Below are 21,438 nucleotides of genomic sequence, written 5' to 3'. Positions count from 1 at the left end.
GCAGGTCGGAGAAACCATGACGATCACCGTGCCTGTTCTGCCGGTCGGGGTCGACCCCGCCTGGCTGCCGTGGGAGGCGCTGCGTCCCTTGGGAACCCGCCGAACGCTGGTGGACGGCTCGGGGCCGCTGGTGGAGACGGTGCACGGTGAGGTGACCCGGGGATGCGCCCTCCACGGCGGTGCGGTCGTACGCGGCACGGGGGGCGCGCGGGGTGTCACGGGGCTCTCGGACGGCGCCTACGATCTCGTGCTGCGTGTGGCCCGCGACGGGGGCGCCGACCGGCACACGGACCCCGCCCTCCTCGAAGACCTGGGCGAGGAGGGATTCGTCCTCGAGCGGGCCGGCGGTACGACCACGGTCACGGCGTCGGGTCAACGGGGCCTGCTGTACGGGCTGTTCCACGCCGTACGGCTCGGTGAGGACGCCTTCCGGGGTGAGCGCACGCCCGAGGCGCATCGCCCCGCGACGCGACTGCGCATGCTGGACCACTGGGACAATGTGTCCGTGCACCCGGTCATGGGCCAGGTGGAGCGCGGGTACGCGGGCGGTTCGCTGTTCTGGGAGGACGGGCTGGCCGTTGCGGACCTGGAGCGCGTCCGGGGGTACGGCAGGCTGCTCGCCGCCTGTGGGATCAACGCCTTGTCGGTCAACAACGTCAACGTGCACGAGGCCGAGGCGCACCTGCTCACCGACCGCGTCGGTGAAGTCGCGCGCATCGCCGACGCGTTGCGCCCCTACGGCATCCGGACTCATCTGTCGGTGAACTTCGCCTCGCCGGTCCTGCTCGGGGGGCAGACCTGCGCCGATCCGCTGGACGAGTCGGTGCGCGAGTGGTGGGCGGAGGCGACGCGCCGGGTGTACGCGGCGGTCCCGGACTTCGGCGGGTTCGTGGTGAAGGCCGACTCCGAGGGGCAGCCGGGCCCGTTCACCTACGGCCGCTCGCACGCGGACGGCGCGAACATGCTGGCCGCGGCGCTCGCGCCGCACGGCGGCACCGTGCACTGGCGGGCGTTCGTGTACGACCACCGGCAGGACTGGCGGGACCGCTCCTCGGACCGGGCGCGTGCCGCGTACGACCACTTCGCCGCGCTGGACGGGGAGTTCGCGGACAACGCAGTGCTCCAGGTGAAGCACGGGCCGATGGACTTCCAGGTACGCGAGCCGGTCTCTCCGGTGCTCGGCGCGCTGCCCCGCACACAGGTCGCCGTCGAGGTGCAGGCCACGCAGGAGTACACCGGACAGCAGCGGCACGTGTGCTGGCTCGGGCCGATGTGGAGCGAGGTGCTGCGGTTCCGGCCCGAGGGCGAACACGGTTCGTCAGTGGGTGAGTTGGCGCGGGGCGGCATGGTCGCCGTGTCCAACGTGGGGGACGATCCGTTCTGGACCGGGCATCCGCTGGCGCAGGCGAACCTCTACACCTTCGGCCGGCTGGCCTGGCAACCGGACGCCGATCCGCGCCGGATCCTGGACGAATGGATCGCGCTGACCTTCCCGTCCGCCGCCGAGCGCCTGGTCGACGGGCTGCGAACGGTGCTGCACGGCTCGTGGCGGACGTACGAGAAGTACACCGCGCCGCTGGGTGTGGGCTTCATGGTGCAGCCCGGGCATCACTACGGGCCGGGCGTCGACGGCTACGAGTACAGCCCCTGGGGGACGTACCACTTCGCGGACCGGGACGGGATCGGCGTCGACCGGAGCGCCTCCACCGGCACCGGGTACGCGGCGCAGTACGCCGAGCCGTGGGCCGAGCTGTACGAGTCGCCCGACTCCTGTCCGGACGAGTTGCTGCTGTTCTTCCACCATGTGCCGTACGGGCATGTGCTGAAGAGCGGGAAGACGGTTGTGCAACACATCTACGACGCGCATTTCGAGGGTGTGGAGGAGGCCGAGGAGGCCCGCCGGGTGTGGGCGGGCCTCGCGGACCTGGTCGAACCGGCGCGCCATGCGCGGGCGGCGGAGCGGTACGAGGAACAGGTGCGCTGCGCACGGGAGTGGCGCGACCAGGTGAACAGTTACTTCCTGCGGAAGTCCGGGGTCCCCGACGAGCGGGGTCGCACGATCTACTGAAGCCGCAGGACGGCCACGCCTCGCGGGTCCAGCACCAGCGCCGCGCCCTGGTCGTGCCACTCGCCGGTGAGGAGGTCGGTGCCCGCGGCGTGCGCGGTGAGGCGGGCCGGCTGGGCGCCGTGGTTGAGCAGGAAGAGGAGGCGGACGCCGTCCGGGGTGACTCGGGTGGCGGTCTCCACACTGCGGTGGCCTGCGTGGGGGCCGATCAGGTCGTGGCGGGCGAGGACACTGCGGACGACGTGGTCGACTCCGGGCTGGTCGAGGGCCGTCGCCACGTACCAGGCCTGGCCGGCACCGTGACGATTGCGGGTCACCGCCGGGGTTCCGGCGTAGAAGTCGGTCTCGTAGCGGGCCACCGCCTCGGCGCCGCACAACCGGACGATCTCGAAGACCAGGCGGGCCCGTGCGGTGACCGCGGTGAACCGCACCGGGTTCTCTGCGTTCTCGGGCCGTGCGTCCCACTCGTCCACGCGGATGCCCAGGAGCGGGGCCAGCGGGCCGGGGACGTCGGTGAGGAAGGCCCGGTCGTGGACGTCGGAGCGGGCGGTGAGGAAGGTGGCGAGCACGGTTCCGCCGCGCCCGGCCACCTCCTCGAGCCGGGATGCGAGATCCGCCCCGACGAGGTGCAGCACCGGGGCGATGACCACGTCGTACCGCGCGAGGTCCGCGGTCACGGGCACGACGTCCACGTCGGCGCCGGCTTCGCGCGCCGCCTGGTAGTAAGCGTGTACGACGTCGGTGTAGCGGACGAGTCTGGAGGGTCCGTCGGAGATCTCCAGAGCCCACCAGCTGTCCCAGTCGAACAGCAGGGCGGTGCGGGCGTGGGTCCGGGCCCCGAGTGTGCGGGGGCCCAGTGCGCGCAGCTCCTCCCCGAGTGCGGCCACCTCCCGGAACACCCGGGTGTCGTCGCGGCCCGCGTGGCCGATGACCGCGCCGTGGTACTTCTCGCTCGCTCCTCGTGCGGCGCGCATCTGGAAATAGAGGGCGGCGTCCGCGCCGTGGGCGATGGCCTGCCAGGTGGCGAGGCGGAGTTCGCCGGGACGGCGCAAGGGGTTGACGTCACGGCAGGCCGTGGTCGACGGTGTCTGCTCCATCAGCCAGAAGGGCGCGCCGCCCTTGAGACCACGCATCAGGTCGTGGCCCAGCGCCGGACGGGTGGGCGGGGCGTCCAGGGGCGGGTAGTTGTCCCAGGAGGCGAAGTCCAGGTGGGGCGCCCAGCGGTGGTAGTCGAGAGGGCGGTAGGCGCCCATGAGGTTGGTCGTGACCGGTGTGTCCGGGTCGTGCGCGCGGATGGCCTCCTTCTCGGCGGTGAAGCAGCCGAGCAGGGCGTCGGTCATGAAGCGCATGTAGTCGAGGGTGATGCCCTGGAAGGCCGTGTGATCGGAGCCGCGCCAGTGCTCGGTGAGTGCGCTCGGGGGCTCGATCTCGTCCCAGTCGGTGAAGCGGTGGGACCAGAACGCGGTCCACCAGGCGTCGTTGAGGGCGTCGAGCGTGCCGTGCCGGGCGCGCAGCCAGTCACGGAACGCGTCGGCGCACCGCTCGCAGTAACAAGCGCCTCCGTACTCGTTGTTGATGTGCCAGGCGAGCAAGGCCGGGTGTGCGGCGTACCGTTCGGCGAGACGGCCGGCCAGAGCTGTGGACAGCCTTCGGTATGCGGTCGAGCTGGGGCAGAAGTTGTGCCGCTGACCGTAGCGGTGCCGGCGGCCTTCGAAGTCGGTGCGGTTGACCTCCGGGTACTTCTTCGCAAGCCAGGGCGGGAGAGCGGCCGTCCCGGTGCCCAGACAGACCTGGCGGCCCTCGGCGGCGGCGCGGTCGAGGACACGGTCCAGGATCGTGAAGTCGTAATCGCTTTCGGCGGTTTGTGTCAGCGACCAGCTGAACACCCCGACGGTGAGGGTGTCGATGCCGGCCAGCGTGAACAGACGGTGGTCCTCGACCTGGATCTCCTGCGGCCATTGCTCAGGGTTGTAGTCCCCGCCGTACGGGATTCTTACGGTGTACGGGAGTCGGCCGTCGTCTCCGGCGCGGAGCGCGGTCATGCGGTGAAGTCCTCCTGGGTCTCGGCGATCACCGGTCGGCTGGACCGCAGCAGGGAGAGCAGCAGCGGGGCGGCCAGAAGTGCGGGCAGAGCCTCCGTGAACAGCGCGGTCAGGCCGCCCGTCAGGACGAGCAGGGAGGCCGCGGCCGCGGTGGCGCTCCCCCGCCGCAGCAGGAAGTACGCGGCGAGGCGGGCGGTGTCGCGGGCGCGGAACGTGAACAACGAGGTGAGGACGAGCGCGTGGGCCCCCCACAGGAGCGAGGCCACGCCGACGGCCCCGAGCAGTACCGCCCACCAGCCGGGCAGTCCGGTGGCGGTGAAATGGGTGAGCGTGAAGACGATCACCGTGAGCCAGGCCAGCAGGGGCGCCTCGATCCGCAGCGCCGGCAGCGCGTTGAGACTCCATCCTCGCAGGTAGACGCGGGCCGGGTGGAGGTCGGTGAGGTCGCTGCTGCGGTGGTGCAGCGCGTAGAGCGCCGCGGAGGCGGCCGGGCCGAGGGGCAGCAGGCAGACAGCGGCGAGAGGCAGGTTGGCCGGGTCGGGCCCCAGGAGCAGCAGACCGACGAACCCGGGGGCGGCCGCTGCGAGGAACAGGGCCTCGACCACGAGGAGGGTGTGCAGCAGGGCGGCGGCACGGGAGAGGGGGCCGGTTCCGAAGCCCGTGGTGCTCACCGTGCTCGTGCGACTTGTGGGACTTGTGGCACTCATGGGGCCGTCCGGCCGAGCAGACGGCGTTCGTCCCACCAGGGCGGCGCCTCGTCGACGACGGGAGTGAGTTCGACGAGGGTGATCTCGTGGCGGGCCAGGACGAGGTCCAGCTCGGCCCGGCCCTGACGCACGGGCAGCCTGCCGTGGCTGCGCGCGGGCTCGGACGCCTGGTGCAGGACGTCCAGTTGTGCGTGCGTGGGTGAACACGGACTGCCCAGGTGCCGCCAGGTGGTGTAAGCGTTTCCGCGTTCCTCGTCGACGCTGGAACGGCGGACGAAGACCTCCTGAACCTCTCCGGCCTCCTGGCCCCCATCAGTGGCTTGGGCCCTGCGCTCGCCGTTTCTCCGGGTTTCCAGGTTCCCCCGGGACCCTTCGGCTTCGTCGGCTTCGTCGCCCCAGAGGAACCCTCCTGTCCCGGAGGTCCTTCGGGTCGCGACCGGGAGGGACAGACGCAGTTCATGGCGATCGGGGCCCGCGGTCTCGCCGGTCGCGTCGACGGGCGCCCAGGCCAGGAGCGTGATCCGACCGTCGGGATGCCGGGTGACCAGGTGGTCGTCTCCGCGGGCGAGCAGGTCGGAACCCGTGCGGGCCATGAACACGTACAAGTGGTACGTGGGCTTTCTGACCTGACGGTGGGTGAGCAGTCCGAAGCCGCCGTGGAACAGGGCTGTGGGAACGCCGGCCTCCTCGAACATGTCACTGAAGGTCCAGTACGAGAAGGAGTCCGCCACGTCACCGCCGTGCGCGAGGACGGGGGCCAGGTAGGCGGCGTGGAACGCCGTGTCGTGGATCAGGTTGTCGGGGCGGTAGGAGGAGTTGAACTCGGTGATGTGCACGGGCAGGTCGGCCAGCCGGGTGCCTTCGAGGCGTTCGCGCGGCGTGGCGAACTGAGCGAGCAGGTCGGACGCCGGAGCCAGTGTCTGATGGACGCCGAAGGGGACGTGCTGGGCGGGCCCGGAGCTGTAGGCGTGCTTCGAGACGAAGTCGACGGGGGCCTCACGGTGTTCGACGAACTCCGCAAACCGTTCCAGCCAGTCGTCGGCGCCCGGGGAGATCGCCGGACCGCCGACCTGGAGACCGGCGTCGACCTCCTTCACGGTGTGCGCGGTCACCTCGTAGAGGCGGTGGTAGGCCTTCTCGTCCGCGCCCTGCCAGAAGTCGGGCAGATTGGGCTCGTTCCACACCTCGATCGGCCAGGTGCGGACCTCCTCGATGCCGTATCGGTCCACGAGATGAACGACGACCGCCCGCACCAGGTCCGCCCACTCGCGGTACGAGCGGGGCGGGGTGACGTTGCCGCGCCACCAGAAGACCGTCTGCGGTCCGGAGGCCAGGTCCTGCGGCATGAAACCGAGTTCGACGAAGGGACGCAGACCGGCCTGCAGATAGGCGTCGACGACCTGGTCGACGTAGGTGAAGGCATGGTGGACGCGCCGTGCGCCCTCGTGGTCGTACGGCCGGTGCACGCCCATCCCGTCACTGAGCAGGCCGTGGCCGCGGATGTACCGGAAACCGATGTCGCGCTGTATCAGAGCGAGGGAGTCCTGGTAGTCGCGGCGCAGGGCGAGTTCGACGCGGCCGGTGCCGACACAGTGCCGCCAGGCATCGGTGTGCCGGCCCACGGGCTCCTCGGGCACGCGGATCACGCCTTCTCCTTCGAGAACCGCTCGCGCGCCTTGTTGTGCAGCCCGACGAGGCGGTCCATGTTCTTGCCTTTGAGCTCGCTGACGAAGTCGCCCCATTCGGACATCGGGCGCTTGCCGAGGGCGAACTTGAGCGTGCTCTGGGTGACGTGGTCCCTCAGCGGCGTGTCCCAGAGGGAGGCCTGCTCCTGCTCCACGGACTGCAGCGGGTGAGCCGGCCCGACGGGCAGTTGCTCGCGTTGTGACATCGCGTCCTGGAACTTCTTCTCGTCCGGGCTGAAGGAGGACGAGACGAGCGCCCAGCTTCCGCCGTAGGTGAACACTCCGTTGAAGAAGCCGTAGTCCTTCTGCAGGTCCTTCGGTGCGTCCGGGTCCGAGCCCATGAGGCTGATGCCGGGCCCAGGCCGGTACTGCCCGTCGGAGAGGGTGTAGGTGGAGCCCTGCACACCCCATTTGGCGAACCGCTGCCCCTCGTCCGAGTACCACAACCAGTCGACGAACTGCATCATCGCGACAAAGGTGTCGCTCTTGAGGGCCTTGGTGGAGATCATGAGACCGTTCTCCAGCCGGGCTCCGCCCAGCACCACCGGTCCCGCCGGGCCCAGCGGAACCGGGATCATCTCGATCTTCGCCCCCCTGACCTGTTTCTCCAGGTTGTAGCGGTAGTTCTGGACCAGCTCCTGAGGGTTGGCACTGATCGCGAAGGACTTCTGACCCAGCATCTTCTGCACCGCGTCATCGTCGGTCTGGGTGAAGCTCTCCGGGTCCAGCAGCTTCTCGGCAACCAGTTTCCTCAGGTACTCGACCATCTGGCGGTAGCCGTCCGTCGCACCGGTGAAGACGAATGCGTCCTTCTCGGCGTCGAAGCTGATGTTGTCGTACGTCCAGCCCGCCCGCACACCGAAGGACTGACCGAGGTAGCTGCACAGCGCTGCGGCGGGGAACGGGGTGTTGGTGCTCCACCGGTCGGAGAAGGGGTACCGGTCGGGGTACTCGGCCCTGATCGCCTTGAAGACCTCGTACACCTCGTCCCAGGTGGTGGGCAGGTTCAGTCCCAGCTTGCCCAGGACGTCGGTGCGCAGCGACAGCGAGTAACCGGACTTGACCTTCTCGTGCAGGCCGGGAAGGAGGTAGTACTTGCCGTCGGACTGCCGGATGGAGTCGAGTTCCGGCTCCAGCTTCCACTTTCTGACCTTGTCACGGAAGTTGGGCATGAGATGCGTGTACTCGCTGACCGGGAGAATCGCACCCGACGAGACGAAGGCGACCTCCGAGGGGTGGTACGTCTTCGGGATCAGGAACGGCGCGTCCCCTGCGCCGATGAGGACGCTGCGTTTCTTCTCGTAATCGCTCAGCGGGACGGCGATCGGCTTCAGGGTGACGCCGGTGCGCCGGGTCAGTTCGGTCCAGAACAGCCAGCCGTCCTTCATCGGATAGACCGGGTTGTTGTTGTGCAGAAGAGAGAACGACAGCGGTTTCGACGCTTTGAACTGCTCGCCGGCGCGGTACTCCTTCATCGCTCCGTTCTGTTTCTTGGCGAGGTCCTTGCCGTCCTCGCCTTCGTCGCCGCTCCCGCAGCCGGTGAGAGAGGCGAGGCCGACGAGGGCCGCGGCCGCGAGGACTTGGCGTCGGGACAACTGACCGGCGTTCTTCACGGGTGCTCCTTTGTTCCGTAGGAGGTACGGATCTCAGCCCTTGACCGCGCCGAGCATCACGCCCGAGACGAAGAAGCGCTGGACGAACGGGTATACGCAGAGGATCGGCAGGGAGGTCAGCACGATCGTGACCGCCTGGATGTTCGCCCCGACCTGGCTCAGCTGTTCCGTGGCGGCACCGGCGTTTCCCCCCGTGGTGGCCCCCGCGATGAGGTTGCGCAGATAGACGGTGACCGGCATGAGCTCGGTGCGGTCCATGTAGAGGTAGGCCGAGAACCACGAGTTCCAGAAGGACACCGAGTAGAAGAGGACCATCGTCGCGATGACGGCCTTGGACAGCGGCAACACGATCCTGAGCAGAATTCCGTATGTGCTCAGTCCGTCGATCTCGGCTGCTTCCTCGAGTTCGGTCGGAAGGCTCTCGAAGAAGGCCTTCATCACCAGCAGGTTGAAAACGCTGATCGCGTTCGGCAGGGCGATGGCCCAGACGGAGTTCTTCAGGCCGAGGCTGGTGACCAGGACGTAGTTGGGGATCAGCCCGCCGGTGAAGAACATGGTGAACACGGCGACACCGACGAGCAGCCCGCGCCCCTTGAGGTCGGGCTTCGACAGGACGTAGGCGTAGCACGTGGTCAGAACCATGGCGAGGACCGTGGAGACGAGCGTGTAGAAAACGGTGTTGCCGTAGTTTCGCCAGAACATCGAGTCCTGGAACACGATTCTGTATGTGGTGAGGTTGAACCCCTTCGGCCACAAGGCCACTTCGCCGGCCCGGATCTGCCCTTCGCCGCTGAAGGACCGGGCGATGATGTTGACGAAGGGGTACAGGGTCACCAGGACGACGAGGGTGAGAATCACTCCGTTGACGCCTTGGAACACGCGGTAACCGCGCGTCGGCTGGTTGACGGACGTGCGCGGACGCGGGGCACGAGGCGTCAGGAGGCTCACCACAGGCTCGTCCCCACGGTGCGGCGCGACAGTTGGTTCGCGCTCGTGATCAGGACAAGGCCGATGACCGCTTCGAACAGGCCGATCGCGGCGGCGTAACTGAAACTGTTGGACTCGACGCCGGCGCGGTAGAGGTAGGTGGAGACCACGTCGGCCGTCGGATAGGTCAGGGGGTTGTACAGCAGCAGGACCTTCTCGAATCCGACCGCCATGAACGTGCCGATGTTGAGGATCAGCAGCGTGATCATGGTGGGACGGATTCCGGGCAGCGTGACGTGCCAGATCTGCCGCCAGCGGCTCGCGCCGTCGATGCGGGCGGCCTCGTAGAGGTCCTCGTCGATCGTGGTGAGCGCGGCGAGGTAGAGGATCGTGCCCCAGCCGGCGGTCTGCCAGATCTCCGAACCGACGTAGACCGTACGGAACCAGCCCGGCTCCTGGATGAAGCGCACCGGATCGTGGCCGAGCAGGCCCAGCGCATGGTTGACCGGACCGTCCGTGGCCAGCATCTGCAGGGTGATGCCCGCGACGATCACCATCGACAGGAAGTGCGGAAGGTACGAAACCGATTGCACGAACCGTCGCAGGGAACGCCGGCGCACCTCGTTGAGCAGCAGCGCCAGCACGAGCGGCAGGGGGAAACAGAACAGCAGCGTCAGCCCTCCGAGCCACAGCGTGTTGCGGAAGACCTGCCAGAAGGTGGGGTCGGTCAGAAACATCCGCACATACCGCAGCCCCACCCAGTGCTCCCCCAGGATCGAGCCGCCCGGCTCGAAGCGTCGGAAGGCGATCACGTTGCCGACCATCGGCAGGTAGCGGAAGACCACGAAGAACAGCAGAGGCAGGACGGCCAGCGAGTACAGCTGCCAGTCCCGGCGCCAAGCCCTCCGCCAGCCGCGGCGCGCAGTGGGACGCGGGGAGCGGTTCAGGGCCTTGCCCGTGGGGCCGGGGTCCTGGGTGTCGGGGGGTGGGGCCGATGTGGTGGAGGTGCTCATGCTCGGGCCTCCCGGGGCGTTCTCGAAACACTCGGATCTCAACGCGGGATCTCGAAACTTTCGTGCCCTTACCGGTAACTCTGCGGAAACGTACGGGGTCCCGGAAAGCGCTGTCAATGGGTGCTGCACGGCGGGATGGTGGGACCTCCTGTGGCGTTGAATCCCCTGCAGGCCGGGGTAGATCCCGTGAGTGAGCAGCGCTGCGAGTGCTACCGTGCTTCGCAAATTTCTGGATGACCAGCGCAACAATCGTTGGCCCGCCCCTGTGAGGAGCCCTCGTGCCTGCGTTCGACCTGCCGTTACGGGATCTGGAAAGCCACCGACCCGAACCCGACGAGCCCGCCGACTTCGACGCGTACTGGGCTGTCGCCCGGAAGGAAGCCGCGCAGCGGGACCCACTGGTGTCGGTACGGGCTGTCGAAACCGGTCTGCGACTGACCCGGACCTGGGACGTGACGTTCCGGGGTTACGCGGGCGATCCGATCCGGGCCTGGTTCAGCCTCCCGGCCGGCGCGCGCGAACCGTTGCCCGCAGTCGTCGAGTACGTCGGCTACGGACGCGGACGCGGTCTCCCTCATGAGCGTCTGACCTGGGTGAACGCGGGCTACGCACATCTGTTGATGGACAACCGCGGTCAGGGCGACCAGTACGGCAGCGGGGGTGACACCCCCGACCCGCACACCGTCGTGCCCGGCGGCCCCGGGCCGGCCGTCCGCGGACTTCTCTCCCCGCCGGACTACCACTACCGACGCCTGATCACGGATGCGGTGCGCGCAGTGACGGCAGTACGGTCACTGCCCGGCGTCGACCCCGTGCGCACGGCCGCCGTCGGAAACAGTCAGGGCGGCGGACTGGCCCTGGCAGTCGCGGGCCTGGTCCATGATCTGACGGCCGTCCTGGTCACGGCGCCGTTCCTGTGCGGGATCCGGCGGTCGCTGGAGCTCACCGACGCGGGACCGTACGGCGAGATCGCCGCCTACCTCTCCGTCCGTCGAGGCAGCGAGGAAACCGCTTACCGAACCCTTTCGTACGTGGAGGGCGTGTCCTTCGCCCGCCGCGCGCAGGCCCCCGCCCATTTCGGCACGGGCCTGCGCGACACGGTCTGCCCACCGAGCGGGGTGTACGCGGCGTTCAACCGGTACGGCGAACTGAGCGCCGGCGGGCATCCACGCAAGGAGATCCACGCCTATCCGTTCAACGGACACGAAGGGGGTGAGGCGGAGCAGGTGCGACGACAACTCGACTGGATGGATTCCCAGTTGCCCAGCTGATCGGCGTCCGCGCTCGGCGCCCGGCCGAAGCAGATGCACCGGCTCGTTCACCGTACGGCCGAGCTCCGTCCGCCCGCCGCCCGTACGACGACTACGTTGCCCGTGTGCCACGTCGCCTCGGAGCGAACAGCTCCGGAGACAGCGGCCGGTCAGCCTGTGCGCCACGGCCGCCCGGGCGGCCGTGGCCGGATGCATGGCCGTGGCCGGATGCATGGCCGGATGCACAGGCACTGTGAACATGGGCAGCCTCGGGAGACTCTTCCTGTCGCCGGTGCCGGGTCCTTTCAGGCACGCTCACCGTGCTCGTGCCCACGCCCATGCGCGCGCCCGTGCCCGTGCCCACGCCCGTGCCGGGTGCGGACACAGCTCGCCGGCCGAGGCGCGCGGCAAGGTGCGCTTGCCACCGGCCATTGGGCCGGGTGTCGAGCAGCCGCTCCGCGGAGTCGATGCGGAACCCCGGAATCGGCCCGCCCTGCCCGTCCGAACCGTCACGACCTCGTCGAGCTGCGCGGCCGACACCGTGGGCAGTCCCGCCCACGGTGTCGGAGCCGGTGGGCGCGGCTCACCAGCCCACCGGCTTCGCTCGGAGCAGCCCGTCAGGAGCGGCCCCCCTCAGAGCTGTTGTCGCTCAACCGACTCTGCAGGGAAGGCTCGTGGCGCTGTCACCTCCCGCGCCTGAGACCACGTACCCGAACGTCGCGCTCTGGCCCGGATTCAACGAACCGTTCCAGTCCGCGTTGTGGACCATCACCGCCTGCCCGTTGTAGGTCGCGTTGCCGCTCCAGAGGCTCACCACCGACTGGCCGCCGGGCAGCGTCCAGTCGACCATCCAGCCGAGCATCGGGACGTCACCCGAGTTCGTGACGATCACCTCCGACTGGTAGCCGCCGTTCCAGCTGTTGGTGGTTCTGCGGGACGCAGTGCAGGTGCCGGGAACCGGCTCGCTGGGGTTGCCCGGTTCGTGGATTCCGGTCACTTCACCGTTACCGCCGTCGAAGACGACGTCGGAGCAGGAGTAGAAAGTCTCGGCACTGTCGGAACGCTGCCACACCATGTAGATGATGTGGCGGCCGGACTTGTTGGCCGGGAGCTGACCGGTCCAGGAGTAGTTGGCCTCGACCGTGCCGGGGCTTCCGTGGAGGGGCGGGTGGTCGACGGAGAGGAAGGGCCGGTCCTCGATGTCGTTCCAGCCGAGCGTGCGGGTCGGGTCGAAGCCGTCCTTGGTGACGTAGACGTAGAACCAACCCGGGTGCGCCGCCCAGGCGTTGTAGGAGAAGTCGACGGTCGCACCCGACGTGAGGTGAGTGAGCGGCCAGTCGTTTCGGGCGGCGTTGAACCCGGTGAAGTTGGTGTTGCCGCCGCTGCACAACTGACCGTCCGGTACGAAGCCGCGGGTGCGGCCCGCTCCATCGGAACGCAGCACGGAGAACCAGTTGTAGAACGGTGTGGTACCGCTTACCTGTTGCGCGTTCTTACAGGCCGGATTGACGGGCTTGATCTCACCGGTGTTGGTCAGCGCGTCCTGCCAGCACAGGAAAGTGCGGCTGGCGGGTTTCATGGGGGTTCCATGAGCCTGGGCCTCGCCGCCGGCGGTCACGATCAGACCGAGTGCGGGAACCGTGGCCAACAGGGCCAGGAGGACGAGGAGGAGGGCTCGGGTGCGTAAGCGTGAACTTGCGCGCGACTTCGAGATTGACGTGATCATGACAGTTTTCATGCTCAATGAGTCCGCCTTCCGTGTACGGACTGTGCATGCATGGGGTGCACTGCGGATGCGGGGACGGGTAACGCGGTTCGACAGGGGTTACAGGACATTGCGGGTTGGACGCGACGCCGTCCTGGTATGTCGGCTGCGCGAAGCGGGAGCGCCCCGGCCCGGTCCGGCAGGTTCCGGTCTGCCGGACGCGAACACTATGGGAGCGCTCCCACTCCACCTGTGGCGGAAGATAGCGCCGCGAGGCCCACTTGTAAACGGTCCGCACAGCGTTTCGCGCATACGCAGAAATTTTGCGGATCGAGCCGGCGCGTGGCGCGTGTCCGAGAAGTAGGTGATCCGAGTCGCGATCCGAAGTCAAAGGGCCAACCCTTGCATCAGGGTCAGGCCTGGCCCCCCGACCGTCCTCTCGCAGGTGCCGGCCTCCGCCCTGAGCGAGGTACCGGGCGTCTCGATCACTGGCCCGACGCCGTGGTCACAAGACGCTGGTAGCACAGAGATCCGGCTTCTCCGCCGAAGTGGCCCGCAGGAACGTCTGCGCGTATGCGTCCGCGCTTGTGGAAGCGGTTGCTGACCCCACTGACCGTGGCTGCCGCTCCAAGCGCTTCCCCCAGGCGCGACGGTCGCGGCAAGGGTGGTTCCTCGACGGGCATTGTCCGCTCGCAAGCGCTCCGGGTGTGACATTCCCGGAGCGCTCGGGCTTGCAGCTGCCTACCTCATGAGATCGACCGGCTCGTCGAGTCGTGTCAGTTTGTGCGGGTTGGATGTCGCGTAGATGCGGGTGACGCGCCCGTTCTCGATCACGAAGCTGACCGTGGCCTCCAGGGTGCCGGACGCGATCCGGATCGCGGGGGCTCCGTTGAGACATACCATCGTGGTGTCGAAGGCCGCCCGGTCGGTGGCGGCGAGCATCGTCGCCACGAGTTCGGCTCCGTGGACGGGGGCTTGAGCGGCGGCCGCGATGCCGCCCCCGTCGGCGATGAGGACCACGTCCGGTGCCATGATCTCCAAGAGGTCCTGGACCCGGCCGGTGTGCAGCGCTGCGACGAAACGGTCCACCACGGCCGTGTGCTCCGAACGGCTCACCTTGACGCGGGGCTGCCGAGCGGCGATGTGGTACCGGGCCCGCCGGGCAACCTGCCGGACCGCGGCGGGAGTCTTCCCCACTGCTTCGGCAACCTCGTCGTACGGCATGTCGAAGACCTCGCGGAGCACGAACACCGCGCGTTCCACCGGTCCGAGCGTCTCCAGAACCGTCAGCATCGCAATGGAGACGTTTTCCGCGAGTTCCACGTCGTCGGCCACGTCGGGGTGGGTCAGCAGGGGTTCCGGCAACCACTCGCCCACATAGTCCTCGCGACGGCGTGCGAGGCTGCGCATGCGGTTGAGCGCCTGTCGGGTGACGGCCTGCACGAGGTACGCCCGCGGATCGCGGATCCGTGACCGCTCGACGCCGGCCCACCGCAGCCAGGTCTCCTGCAGCACGTCCTCCGCGTCGGCCGCGGAGCCGAGCATCTCGTAGGCGACGGTGAACAGCAGGCTGCGGTGGACGACGAACGGGTCCGCGGTCATGCCGTGGACCTTGCGCGGGACGTCGCCGGGCGCTTGGCCAACGGGATCTCGCAGGCGTCGGAGAAGCCCTGCGAGGTGACCCCGTTCGCCACATTCGCCCTGGTCGCCAGGTTGATGTAGGCGACGAACGCGGTGAGCTCCACCATCGCCTCCGTCCCGAGCCGCTCGAGAAGGGCGGCGTACTGCTCGTCGGTGACGGTCGGCGGCGTGTTCGTCACCGCCTCGGCATACTCCATGACGTCGCGCTCCAACGCCGTGAACGCGTCCGCCTCCCGCCAGCGCGGCACCTGGCTCGCCTTGGCCAGATCGAGGTTCTCGTTCTGCGCCTGGAAATAGCCGACGTCCAGGCACCAGCTGCAGCCGACCTGCGACGCGACAGCCATGTGCGCGAACGATTTCAGGCCGGGCTCGACCGCCTCCCAGGCCCCCGCCTTCGCACCGAACTCCAGGTTGTCCTGTGCCACCCGGGGGCTGTGCCACAGCACCTCGACGTTCTCGGGCACGGCGCCCAGCTGCTCGATCATGTTCTCCTTGAGCTCGGCGGGAAGCTCGGCCTTCGGCAGGCGCAGTGTCATGATGCCTCTCCTTGTTCGGGTCCCTGTGGGGAGTTCCGGCATGAAGACACCGCCCGGCCCACGCGTGTGACACCCAGCGCCACACCGGCGAGTCCCCACGAGGGTCCGCGTGGCACCGGCTCGGGGCCCCGCAGGCCGGCCCGTCTGCATGACGGCGGCGCTGAAGAAACCGTGTGTCGCAACAAGGAGTCGGTGGTGACTCCGGGCGGACGAACACGGCGAAGGGCCGCACCCCCGTCACCGGGGGTGCGGCCCTTGATCAGCACTTCGCACGCGTTTCATCGGCTGTTTCTGTTGCCGAACCGCTTGCTGTACCTGCTCTGACGGATCAGCTTGCCGAACCGCTTACCGCGCCTGTTGCTTACGGATCAGCTTGCCGAACCGCTTACCGCGCCTGTTACATGCGGATCAGCTTGCCGAACCGCTTACCGCGCCTGTTACTTACGGATCAGCTTGCCGAACCGCTTACCGCGCCTGTTACTTACGGATCAGCTTGCCGAACCGCTTACCGCGCCTGTTACTTGCGGATCAGGCTGCGCAGCACGTACTGCATGATGCCGCCATTGCGGTAGTAGTCGGCCTCACCGGGGGTGTCGATGCGGACGACCGCGTCGAACTCGACGCCCGTGTCGGTGGTGACCTTGACCGTACGCGGCGTGGTGCCGTTGTTGAGCTCCTCGACGCCGGTGAAGGAGAAGGTCTCCTCGCCGGTCAGACCGAGGGACTCGGCGGAGGCGCCCTCCGGGTACTGCAGCGGGAGCACGCCCATGCCGATGAGGTTCGAGCGGTGGATGCGCTCGTACGACTCGGCGATGACGGCCTTGACGCCGAGCAGTGCGGTGCCCTTGGCGGCCCAGTCACGGGACGAGCCCGAGCCGTACTCCTTGCCGGCCAGGATGGCCAGCGGCACGCCCTGCTCGATGTAGTTGCGGGAGGCGTCGTAGATGAACGACACCGGGCCGTCGGCCTGGGTGAAGTCGCGGGTGTAGCCGCCCTCGGTGCCCGGCGCGATCTGGTTGCGCAGGCGGATGTTGGCGAACGTGCCGCGGATCATGACCTCGTGGTTGCCTCGGCGCGAGCCGTAGGAGTTGAAGTCACGACGCTCCACACCGTGCTCGGTGAGGTACTTGCCGGCCGGGGTGTCGGCCTTGATGGCGCCGGCCGGGGAGATGTGGTCGGTGGTGACCGAGTCGCCCAGCTTGGCCAGCACGCGCGCGCCGGTGATGTCGGAGACCGGGGTGGTCTCCATCGTCATGCCCTCGAAGTACGGGGGCTTGCGGACGTAGGTCGACTCGGCGTCCCACTCGAAGGTGTTGCCGGTCGGGATCGGCAGCGCCTGCCACTGGGCGTCGCCCGCGAAGACGTCCTGGTAGGACTTGTTGAACATGTCCTCGCCGATGGCATTCGCCACGACGTCGTTGACCTCGGCCTCGGAGGGCCAGATGTCCTTGAGGAAGACCGGGTTGCCGTCCTGGTCGATGCCCAGGGCGTCCTTGGTGATGTCCACCTTCATGGAACCCGCGAGGGCGTACGCGACGACCAGCGGCGGGGAGGCCAGGTAGTTCATCTTGACGTCGGGGTTGATGCGGCCCTCGAAGTTCCGGTTGCCGGAGAGGACCGAGGTGACGGCGAGGTCGTGGTCGTTGACGGCCTTGGAGACCTCCTCCGGCAGCGGGCCGGAGTTGCCGATGCAGGTGGTGCAGCCGTAGCCGACGAGGTTGAAGCCGACCTTGTCGAGGTACGGGGTGAGGCCCGCCTTGTCGAAGTAGTCGGTGACGACCTTCGAACCCGGGGCGAGGGTGGTCTTGACCCACGGCTTGCGGGTCAGGCCCTTCTCCACGGCCTTCTTCGCGACGAGCGCGGCGGCGACCATGACGTACGGGTTGGAGGTGTTGGTGCAGGAGGTGATGGCCGCGACCGTCACCGCGCCGTGGTCGATCTCGTAGGTCGAGCCGTCGGCGGCCGTCACGGTGACCGGGTCGGACGGGGCGCCGTTGGGGTGGTTGGCCGGGGCGTCGGAGGCCGGGAAGGACTCCTTGCCCGCCTCGTCGGCGGAGTCGACGTAGTTGCGTACGTCCGTCTTGAACTGCTCGGCGGCGTTCGCGAGGACGATGCGGTCCTGCGGGCGCTTCGGGCCGGCGATCGAGGGGACGACCGTCGAGAGGTCGAGTTCCAGCTTCTCGGAGAAGTCGGGCTCGGCCTTCGGGTCCAGCCAGAGGCCCTGCTCCTTGGCGTACGCCTCGACGAGCGCGACCTGCTGCTCCGAGCGGCCGGTGAGCTTGAGGTACTTCAGGGTCTCGTCGTCGATCGGGAAGATCGCGGCGGTGGAACCGAACTCCGGCGACATGTTGCCGATGGTGGCGCGGTTCGCGAGGGAGGTGGCGGCGACGCCCTCGCCGTAGAACTCGACGAACTTGCCGACGACGCCGTGCTTGCGCAGCATCTCGGTGATCGTGAGGACGAGGTCGGTGGCGGTGGTGCCGGCGGGCAGCTCACCGGTGAGCTTGAAGCCGACGACGCGCGGGATGAGCATCGAGACCGGCTGGCCGAGCATCGCGGCCTCGGCCTCGATGCCGCCGACGCCCCAGCCCAGCACGCCGAGGCCGTTGACCATGGTGGTGTGCGAGTCGGTGCCGACGAGGGTGTCGGGGTACGCCTGTCCGCCTCGGACCATGACGGTCCGGGCCAGGTGCTCGATGTTCACCTGGTGGACGATGCCGGTGCCGGGCGGGACGACCTTGAAGTCGTCGAAGGCGGTCTGGCCCCAGCGCAGGAACTGGTAGCGCTCCTTGTTGCGGCCGTACTCCAGCTCGACGTTCTGGGCGAAGGCGTCGTTGGTGCCGAACTTGTCGGCGATCACGGAGTGGTCGATGACCAGCTCGGCCGGGGAGAGCGGGTTGACCTTGGCCGGGTCGCCGCCGAGCTCCTTGACGGCCTCACGCATGGTGGCGAGGTCGACGACGCAGGGCACGCCGGTGAAGTCCTGCATGATCACGCGGGCCGGCGTGAACTGGATCTCCTGCGACGGCTGGGCCTGCGAGTCCCAGCCGCCGAGGGCACGGATGTGGTCGGCGGTGATGTTCGCGCCGTCCTCGGTACGGAGCAGGTTCTCCAGCAGCACCTTCAGGCTGTACGGAAGGCGAGCCGAGCCTTCCACCTTGTCCAGCCGGAAGATCTCGTACGACTCGTCGCCCACCTGCAGCGTGCTGCGGGCGTCGAAGCTGTTCGCCGACACGACAGTCTCCTTTATTGATGTGCGCGTACCACCGCATCCTGCCGTCACGCGGACTTGGCCGATCAGCTCAGGGCAAGCTAAGTTAGGCAAGCCTTACTGGCGTGGCGGCTGCGGTGCGCCTTCGGCAGATATCTCGATGTCGAGATAACTCTAGTACATGGGCGCGGAATGGTCATGCCCGGGCTCGCCGCCCCCGCAGGGGAGAGCGGCATTCCGCGCTCCACCCGCCACGCCGACCGCTCCCGCCGGGGGGACACGAGTCTGCCGCCGGTGACGCGCGCGCCGTCCGTGATCTCCGCCACGCACCGAGCGGAAGGCGTGGAAGCGGCGCGCCCGTTCCTCTTCGCCGGCGAGCCCCGCCCAGCTGCGGGCGGCTCCCCAGCCGGCCGCGGACACCTGATCCGACCGGCCCCCGCGCGGCGTCCACCAGGGGCGGCGGAGACCTTCGGGGGCATCTCGGGTGCGCGGTGGGCACGTTGAACGATCGGCGGCCGGCCTCCCCGGCCATGGGTCCGCCGAGCCGGGGTAGACGTCGCCCAACGGACGCTTCGCGACGAAGGAGGCTCGATGCCCCTCACTTTCCGCAAGAGTTTCCGCATCCTCCCCGGGGTGCGACTGAACATCAACCGGCACTCCTGGTCGATCACCACCGGCGGCGGCCGGCACGGGCCGCGCCAGACGCACAGCAGCACCGGCCGTCGTACGACATCGATGGATTTGCCCGGACCTTTCGGATGGCGCCGTACGCGTCGCGCCAGGCGGCATTGACGACACGTCACCCGAACGGCCCCCTCAAGAGGCGCCATCTCATATGTGAGATAATCTCAGCCTCATGGCAGACGACTACCTCGTACGCATCGGCAAGCTCATCCGTGACGCCCGGCAGCACCGGGGCTGGACACAGGCGCAGCTGGCCGAGGCGCTCGCAACCAGCCAGAGTGCCGTCAACCGCATCGAGCGGGGCAACCAGAACATCAGCCTTGAGATGATCGCTCGAATCGGTGAAGCCCTGGACAGCGAGATCGTCTCTCTGGGGTACGCGGGGCCGATGCACCTGCGGGTCGTGGGCGGCCGGCGGCTGTCCGGTGCGATCGACGTGAAGACCAGCAAGAACGCCTGCGTGGCTCTGCTGTGCGCCTCGCTGCTCAACCAGGGGCGCACGGTGCTGCGTCGGGTCGCCCGCATCGAGGAGGTCTACCGACTGCTCGAGGTGCTCAGCTCCATCGGCGTACGGACGCGCTGGATCAACGGCGGCGTCGACCTGGAGATCGTGCCGCCGGCCGAGCTGGACATGGCGGCGATCGACGCCGAGGCCGCCGTGCGCACGCGCTCCATCATCATGTTCCTCGGTCCGCTGCTGCACCGCATGACCCACTTCAAGCTGCCTTACGCGGGCGGCTGCGACCTCGGCACCCGGACCATCGAGCCGCACATGATCGCCCTGCGCCGGTTCGGGCTGGACGTCGCGGCGACGGAAGGGCAGTACCACGCCGTCGTCGACCGCGCCGTCCGCCCGGACCGGCCGATCGTGCTGACCGAGCGCGGGGACACGGTCACCGAGAACGCGTTGCTGGCGGCCGCGCGGTACGACGGGGTAACCGTCATCCGTAACGCTTCCTCGAATTACATGGTGCAGGACCTGTGTTTCTTCCTGGAGGCCCTCGGCGTCCGGGTCGAGGGCATCGGCAGCACGACGCTCACCGTGCACGGCGTGCCGAACATCGACGTGGACGTGGACTACTCCCCGTCCGAGGACCCGGTCGAGGCCATGAGCCTGCTGGCCGCCGCGGTCGTCACGGAGTCGGAGCTGACGGTGCGGCGGGTGCCCATCGAGTTCCTGGAGATCGAACTGGCGGTCCTGGAGGAGATGGGCCTCGATCACGACCGCACGCCGGAGTACCCGGCGGACAACGGCCGCACCCGGCTGGTGGATCTCACGGTACGGCCCTCCAAGCTGGAGGCGCCGATCGACAAGATCCACCCGATGCCGTTCCCCGGCCTGAACATCGACAACGTGCCGTTCTTCGCGGCCATCGCGGCCGTCGCCCAGGGCAAGACCCTCATCCACGACTGGGTGTACGACAACCGCGCCATCTACCTGACGGACCTCAACCGGCTCGGTGGGCGACTGCAACTCCTCGACCCTCACCGGGTGTTGGTGGAGGGCCCGACACGCTGGCGCGCCGCCGAGATGATGTGCCCCCCCGCCCTGCGCCCCGCGGTGGTCGTCCTGTTGGCGATGATGGCGGCGGAGGGCACGTCCGTGCTGCGCAACGTGTACGTCATCAACCGCGGTTACGAGGATCTGGCCGAGCGGCTGAACTCGATCGGCGCACAGATCGAGATCTTCCGGGACATCTGATCGGCGCGGTGCCGTGCCCCTTGAAGGTAAGGGGCGCGACACCTCAACATGTCAGCTGACCTGCGAATATTCGCCTTCACGACCCTCCATTGATCACTGTTGTTTTTCAGTACCTTGTGCAACGCACGTGCAAGATGATCTTGAATGGTTGACGACACGTCAGAGATGCCTGAGTATCCGTCAGCCTTCACGGAGGGGTGCCGCCGAAGTGGCCTCGCAACGTCCGATGTCGGTCGTGTCACGCCGACCGCGTCTGGTCGACCATCGGCACCCACGTCGAAGACCCGGCAAGCCACCCCGGTAACCATCACGGTGCTGAGGAGGCGACCCTTGCCGATTTGGTAATGCCCTTCAGTCGTCGGCCTGGGGCAAAGACGCGCTGCGACGCCTCGACGCCCAGCTCGCCACCGACCACGCTAGCCGCTTCACCACCTCCGACGGCCCCTGGGAGCGCTGGGTCGACGCGCTCGAACAGCTACGGGCGATCCGAGCTTCACCCCTGATCAACAGCGCCAATGGGCGATAAGCAAGCCGACTTCACCAACGGCTGGGCACGCCCCTAGGTCCTGTCTGAAGTTCGGATCATCTGTGCGGTGTGATGCTGCGGAGCCAGAGCATGGCACCGCACAGGTGCAGTCCGGCCGCGTAGCTCTCCGG

At 68.3% G+C, this 21,438-nt stretch carries 15 protein-coding genes; 5 read left to right on the top strand and 10 right to left on the bottom strand.

Features of this window, described 5'->3' with window-relative positions:
• The first annotated feature begins 16 nt into the window (after positions 1–16).
• Positions 17–2,068, top strand: a complete 2,052-nt coding sequence (locus ACN6LD_RS28200) for an alpha-glucuronidase (RefSeq protein WP_445044674.1) — start codon at positions 17–19, stop codon at positions 2,066–2,068.
• Here the strand turns inward: ACN6LD_RS28200 and ACN6LD_RS28195 are convergent.
• The 6 genes from ACN6LD_RS28195 to ACN6LD_RS28170 are packed head-to-tail and all read right to left on the bottom strand — an operon-like array spanning position 2,062 to position 10,052.
• Positions 2,062–4,107: a beta-galactosidase gene (locus ACN6LD_RS28195; protein WP_445044673.1), complete on the bottom strand. Its 2,046-nt coding sequence runs from the start codon at positions 4,105–4,107 to the stop codon at positions 2,062–2,064. The two genes, ACN6LD_RS28200 and ACN6LD_RS28195, sit on opposite strands and share 7 nt — an antisense overlap.
• A complete protein-coding gene (locus tag ACN6LD_RS28190; protein ID WP_445044672.1) occupies positions 4,104–4,814 on the bottom strand; it encodes a hypothetical protein in 711 nt (236 codons plus the stop codon). Before ACN6LD_RS28190 ends, ACN6LD_RS28195 begins: the two co-directional genes overlap by 4 nt.
• Entirely contained in the window at positions 4,811–6,460 is a 1,650-nt protein-coding gene (locus ACN6LD_RS28185) for a GH39 family glycosyl hydrolase (protein WP_445044671.1), read from the bottom strand. The genes ACN6LD_RS28190 and ACN6LD_RS28185 overlap by 4 nt, the downstream gene beginning before the upstream one ends.
• Positions 6,457–8,112, bottom strand: a complete 1,656-nt coding sequence (locus ACN6LD_RS28180; protein ID WP_319187921.1) for an ABC transporter substrate-binding protein — start codon at positions 8,110–8,112, stop codon at positions 6,457–6,459. Before ACN6LD_RS28180 ends, ACN6LD_RS28185 begins: the two co-directional genes overlap by 4 nt.
• 33 nt (positions 8,113–8,145) lie before the next feature.
• Positions 8,146–9,060 (bottom strand): carbohydrate ABC transporter permease, encoded by a 915-nt coding sequence (locus tag ACN6LD_RS28175; protein WP_445044670.1) that lies wholly within the window; start codon positions 9,058–9,060, stop codon positions 8,146–8,148.
• Complete coding sequence (locus ACN6LD_RS28170; protein WP_445044669.1) at positions 9,057–10,052, bottom strand: ABC transporter permease; 996 nt, start codon at positions 10,050–10,052, stop codon at positions 9,057–9,059. The genes ACN6LD_RS28175 and ACN6LD_RS28170 overlap by 4 nt, the downstream gene beginning before the upstream one ends.
• Positions 10,053–10,330: 278 nt before the next feature.
• On the opposite strand from ACN6LD_RS28170, the gene ACN6LD_RS28165 reads away from it, so the two are divergent.
• Complete coding sequence (locus ACN6LD_RS28165) at positions 10,331–11,323, top strand: acetylxylan esterase (protein ID WP_445044668.1); 993 nt, start codon at positions 10,331–10,333, stop codon at positions 11,321–11,323.
• A 628-nt stretch (positions 11,324–11,951) separates the two neighbouring features.
• Here ACN6LD_RS28165 and ACN6LD_RS28160 read toward each other — a convergent pair.
• The 4 genes from ACN6LD_RS28160 to acnA all read right to left on the bottom strand — a co-directional run bounded on the left by ACN6LD_RS28160 (position 11,952) and on the right by acnA (position 18,419).
• A complete protein-coding gene (locus tag ACN6LD_RS28160; protein WP_445044667.1) occupies positions 11,952–13,028 on the bottom strand; it encodes a lytic polysaccharide monooxygenase in 1,077 nt (358 codons plus the stop codon).
• Between the two features lie 720 nt (positions 13,029–13,748).
• Positions 13,749–14,609, bottom strand: a complete 861-nt coding sequence (locus ACN6LD_RS28155; protein WP_445044666.1) for an RNA polymerase sigma-70 factor — start codon at positions 14,607–14,609, stop codon at positions 13,749–13,751.
• A complete protein-coding gene (locus ACN6LD_RS28150; RefSeq protein ID WP_445044665.1) occupies positions 14,606–15,184 on the bottom strand; it encodes a carboxymuconolactone decarboxylase family protein in 579 nt (192 codons plus the stop codon). The genes ACN6LD_RS28155 and ACN6LD_RS28150 overlap by 4 nt, the downstream gene beginning before the upstream one ends.
• 517 nt (positions 15,185–15,701) lie before the next feature.
• Positions 15,702–18,419 carry an aconitate hydratase AcnA gene (acnA, locus tag ACN6LD_RS28145; protein WP_319187908.1) on the bottom strand — a complete coding sequence of 906 codons (2,718 nt, stop codon included), beginning with the start codon at positions 18,417–18,419 and terminating at the stop codon, positions 15,702–15,704.
• 567 nt (positions 18,420–18,986) lie between these two features.
• Between acnA and ACN6LD_RS28140 the strand changes: the two genes are divergently transcribed.
• The 3 genes from ACN6LD_RS28140 to ACN6LD_RS28130 all read left to right on the top strand — a co-directional run bounded on the left by ACN6LD_RS28140 (position 18,987) and on the right by ACN6LD_RS28130 (position 21,307).
• Positions 18,987–19,187 (top strand): DUF4236 domain-containing protein, encoded by a 201-nt coding sequence (locus tag ACN6LD_RS28140; protein WP_445044664.1) that lies wholly within the window; start codon positions 18,987–18,989, stop codon positions 19,185–19,187.
• 64 nt (positions 19,188–19,251) lie between these two features.
• A complete protein-coding gene (locus ACN6LD_RS28135) occupies positions 19,252–20,781 on the top strand; it encodes a UDP-N-acetylglucosamine 1-carboxyvinyltransferase (RefSeq protein ID WP_057575682.1) in 1,530 nt (509 codons plus the stop codon).
• Between the two features lie 379 nt (positions 20,782–21,160).
• A complete protein-coding gene (locus tag ACN6LD_RS28130) occupies positions 21,161–21,307 on the top strand; it encodes a DUF6000 family protein (RefSeq protein WP_445044685.1) in 147 nt (48 codons plus the stop codon).
• The last annotated feature ends 131 nt before the right edge of the window (positions 21,308–21,438 follow it).

Source organism: Streptomyces sp. SAS_272, assembly GCF_052543235.1.
Note: the sequence above shows the minus strand (reverse complement) of the source record. Positions and strands in the feature narration are given on the sequence as shown.

Coding starts and splice junctions, on each gene's coding strand:
- ACN6LD_RS28190 (WP_445044672.1), bottom strand. CDS start 4,814: ATGAGTGCCACAAGTCCCACAAGTCGCACGAGCACGGTGAGCACCACG.
- ACN6LD_RS28195 (WP_445044673.1), bottom strand. CDS start 4,107: ATGACCGCGCTCCGCGCCGGAGACGACGGCCGACTCCCGTACACCGTA.
- ACN6LD_RS28170 (WP_445044669.1), bottom strand. CDS start 10,052: ATGAGCACCTCCACCACATCGGCCCCACCCCCCGACACCCAGGACCCC.
- ACN6LD_RS28155 (WP_445044666.1), bottom strand. CDS start 14,609: ATGACCGCGGACCCGTTCGTCGTCCACCGCAGCCTGCTGTTCACCGTC.
- ACN6LD_RS28140 (WP_445044664.1), top strand. CDS start 18,987: ATGCCCCTCACTTTCCGCAAGAGTTTCCGCATCCTCCCCGGGGTGCGA.
- ACN6LD_RS28200 (WP_445044674.1), top strand. CDS start 17: ATGACGATCACCGTGCCTGTTCTGCCGGTCGGGGTCGACCCCGCCTGG.
- ACN6LD_RS28135 (WP_057575682.1), top strand. CDS start 19,252: ATGGCAGACGACTACCTCGTACGCATCGGCAAGCTCATCCGTGACGCC.
- ACN6LD_RS28150 (WP_445044665.1), bottom strand. CDS start 15,184: ATGACACTGCGCCTGCCGAAGGCCGAGCTTCCCGCCGAGCTCAAGGAG.
- ACN6LD_RS28160 (WP_445044667.1), bottom strand. CDS start 13,028: ATGATCACGTCAATCTCGAAGTCGCGCGCAAGTTCACGCTTACGCACC.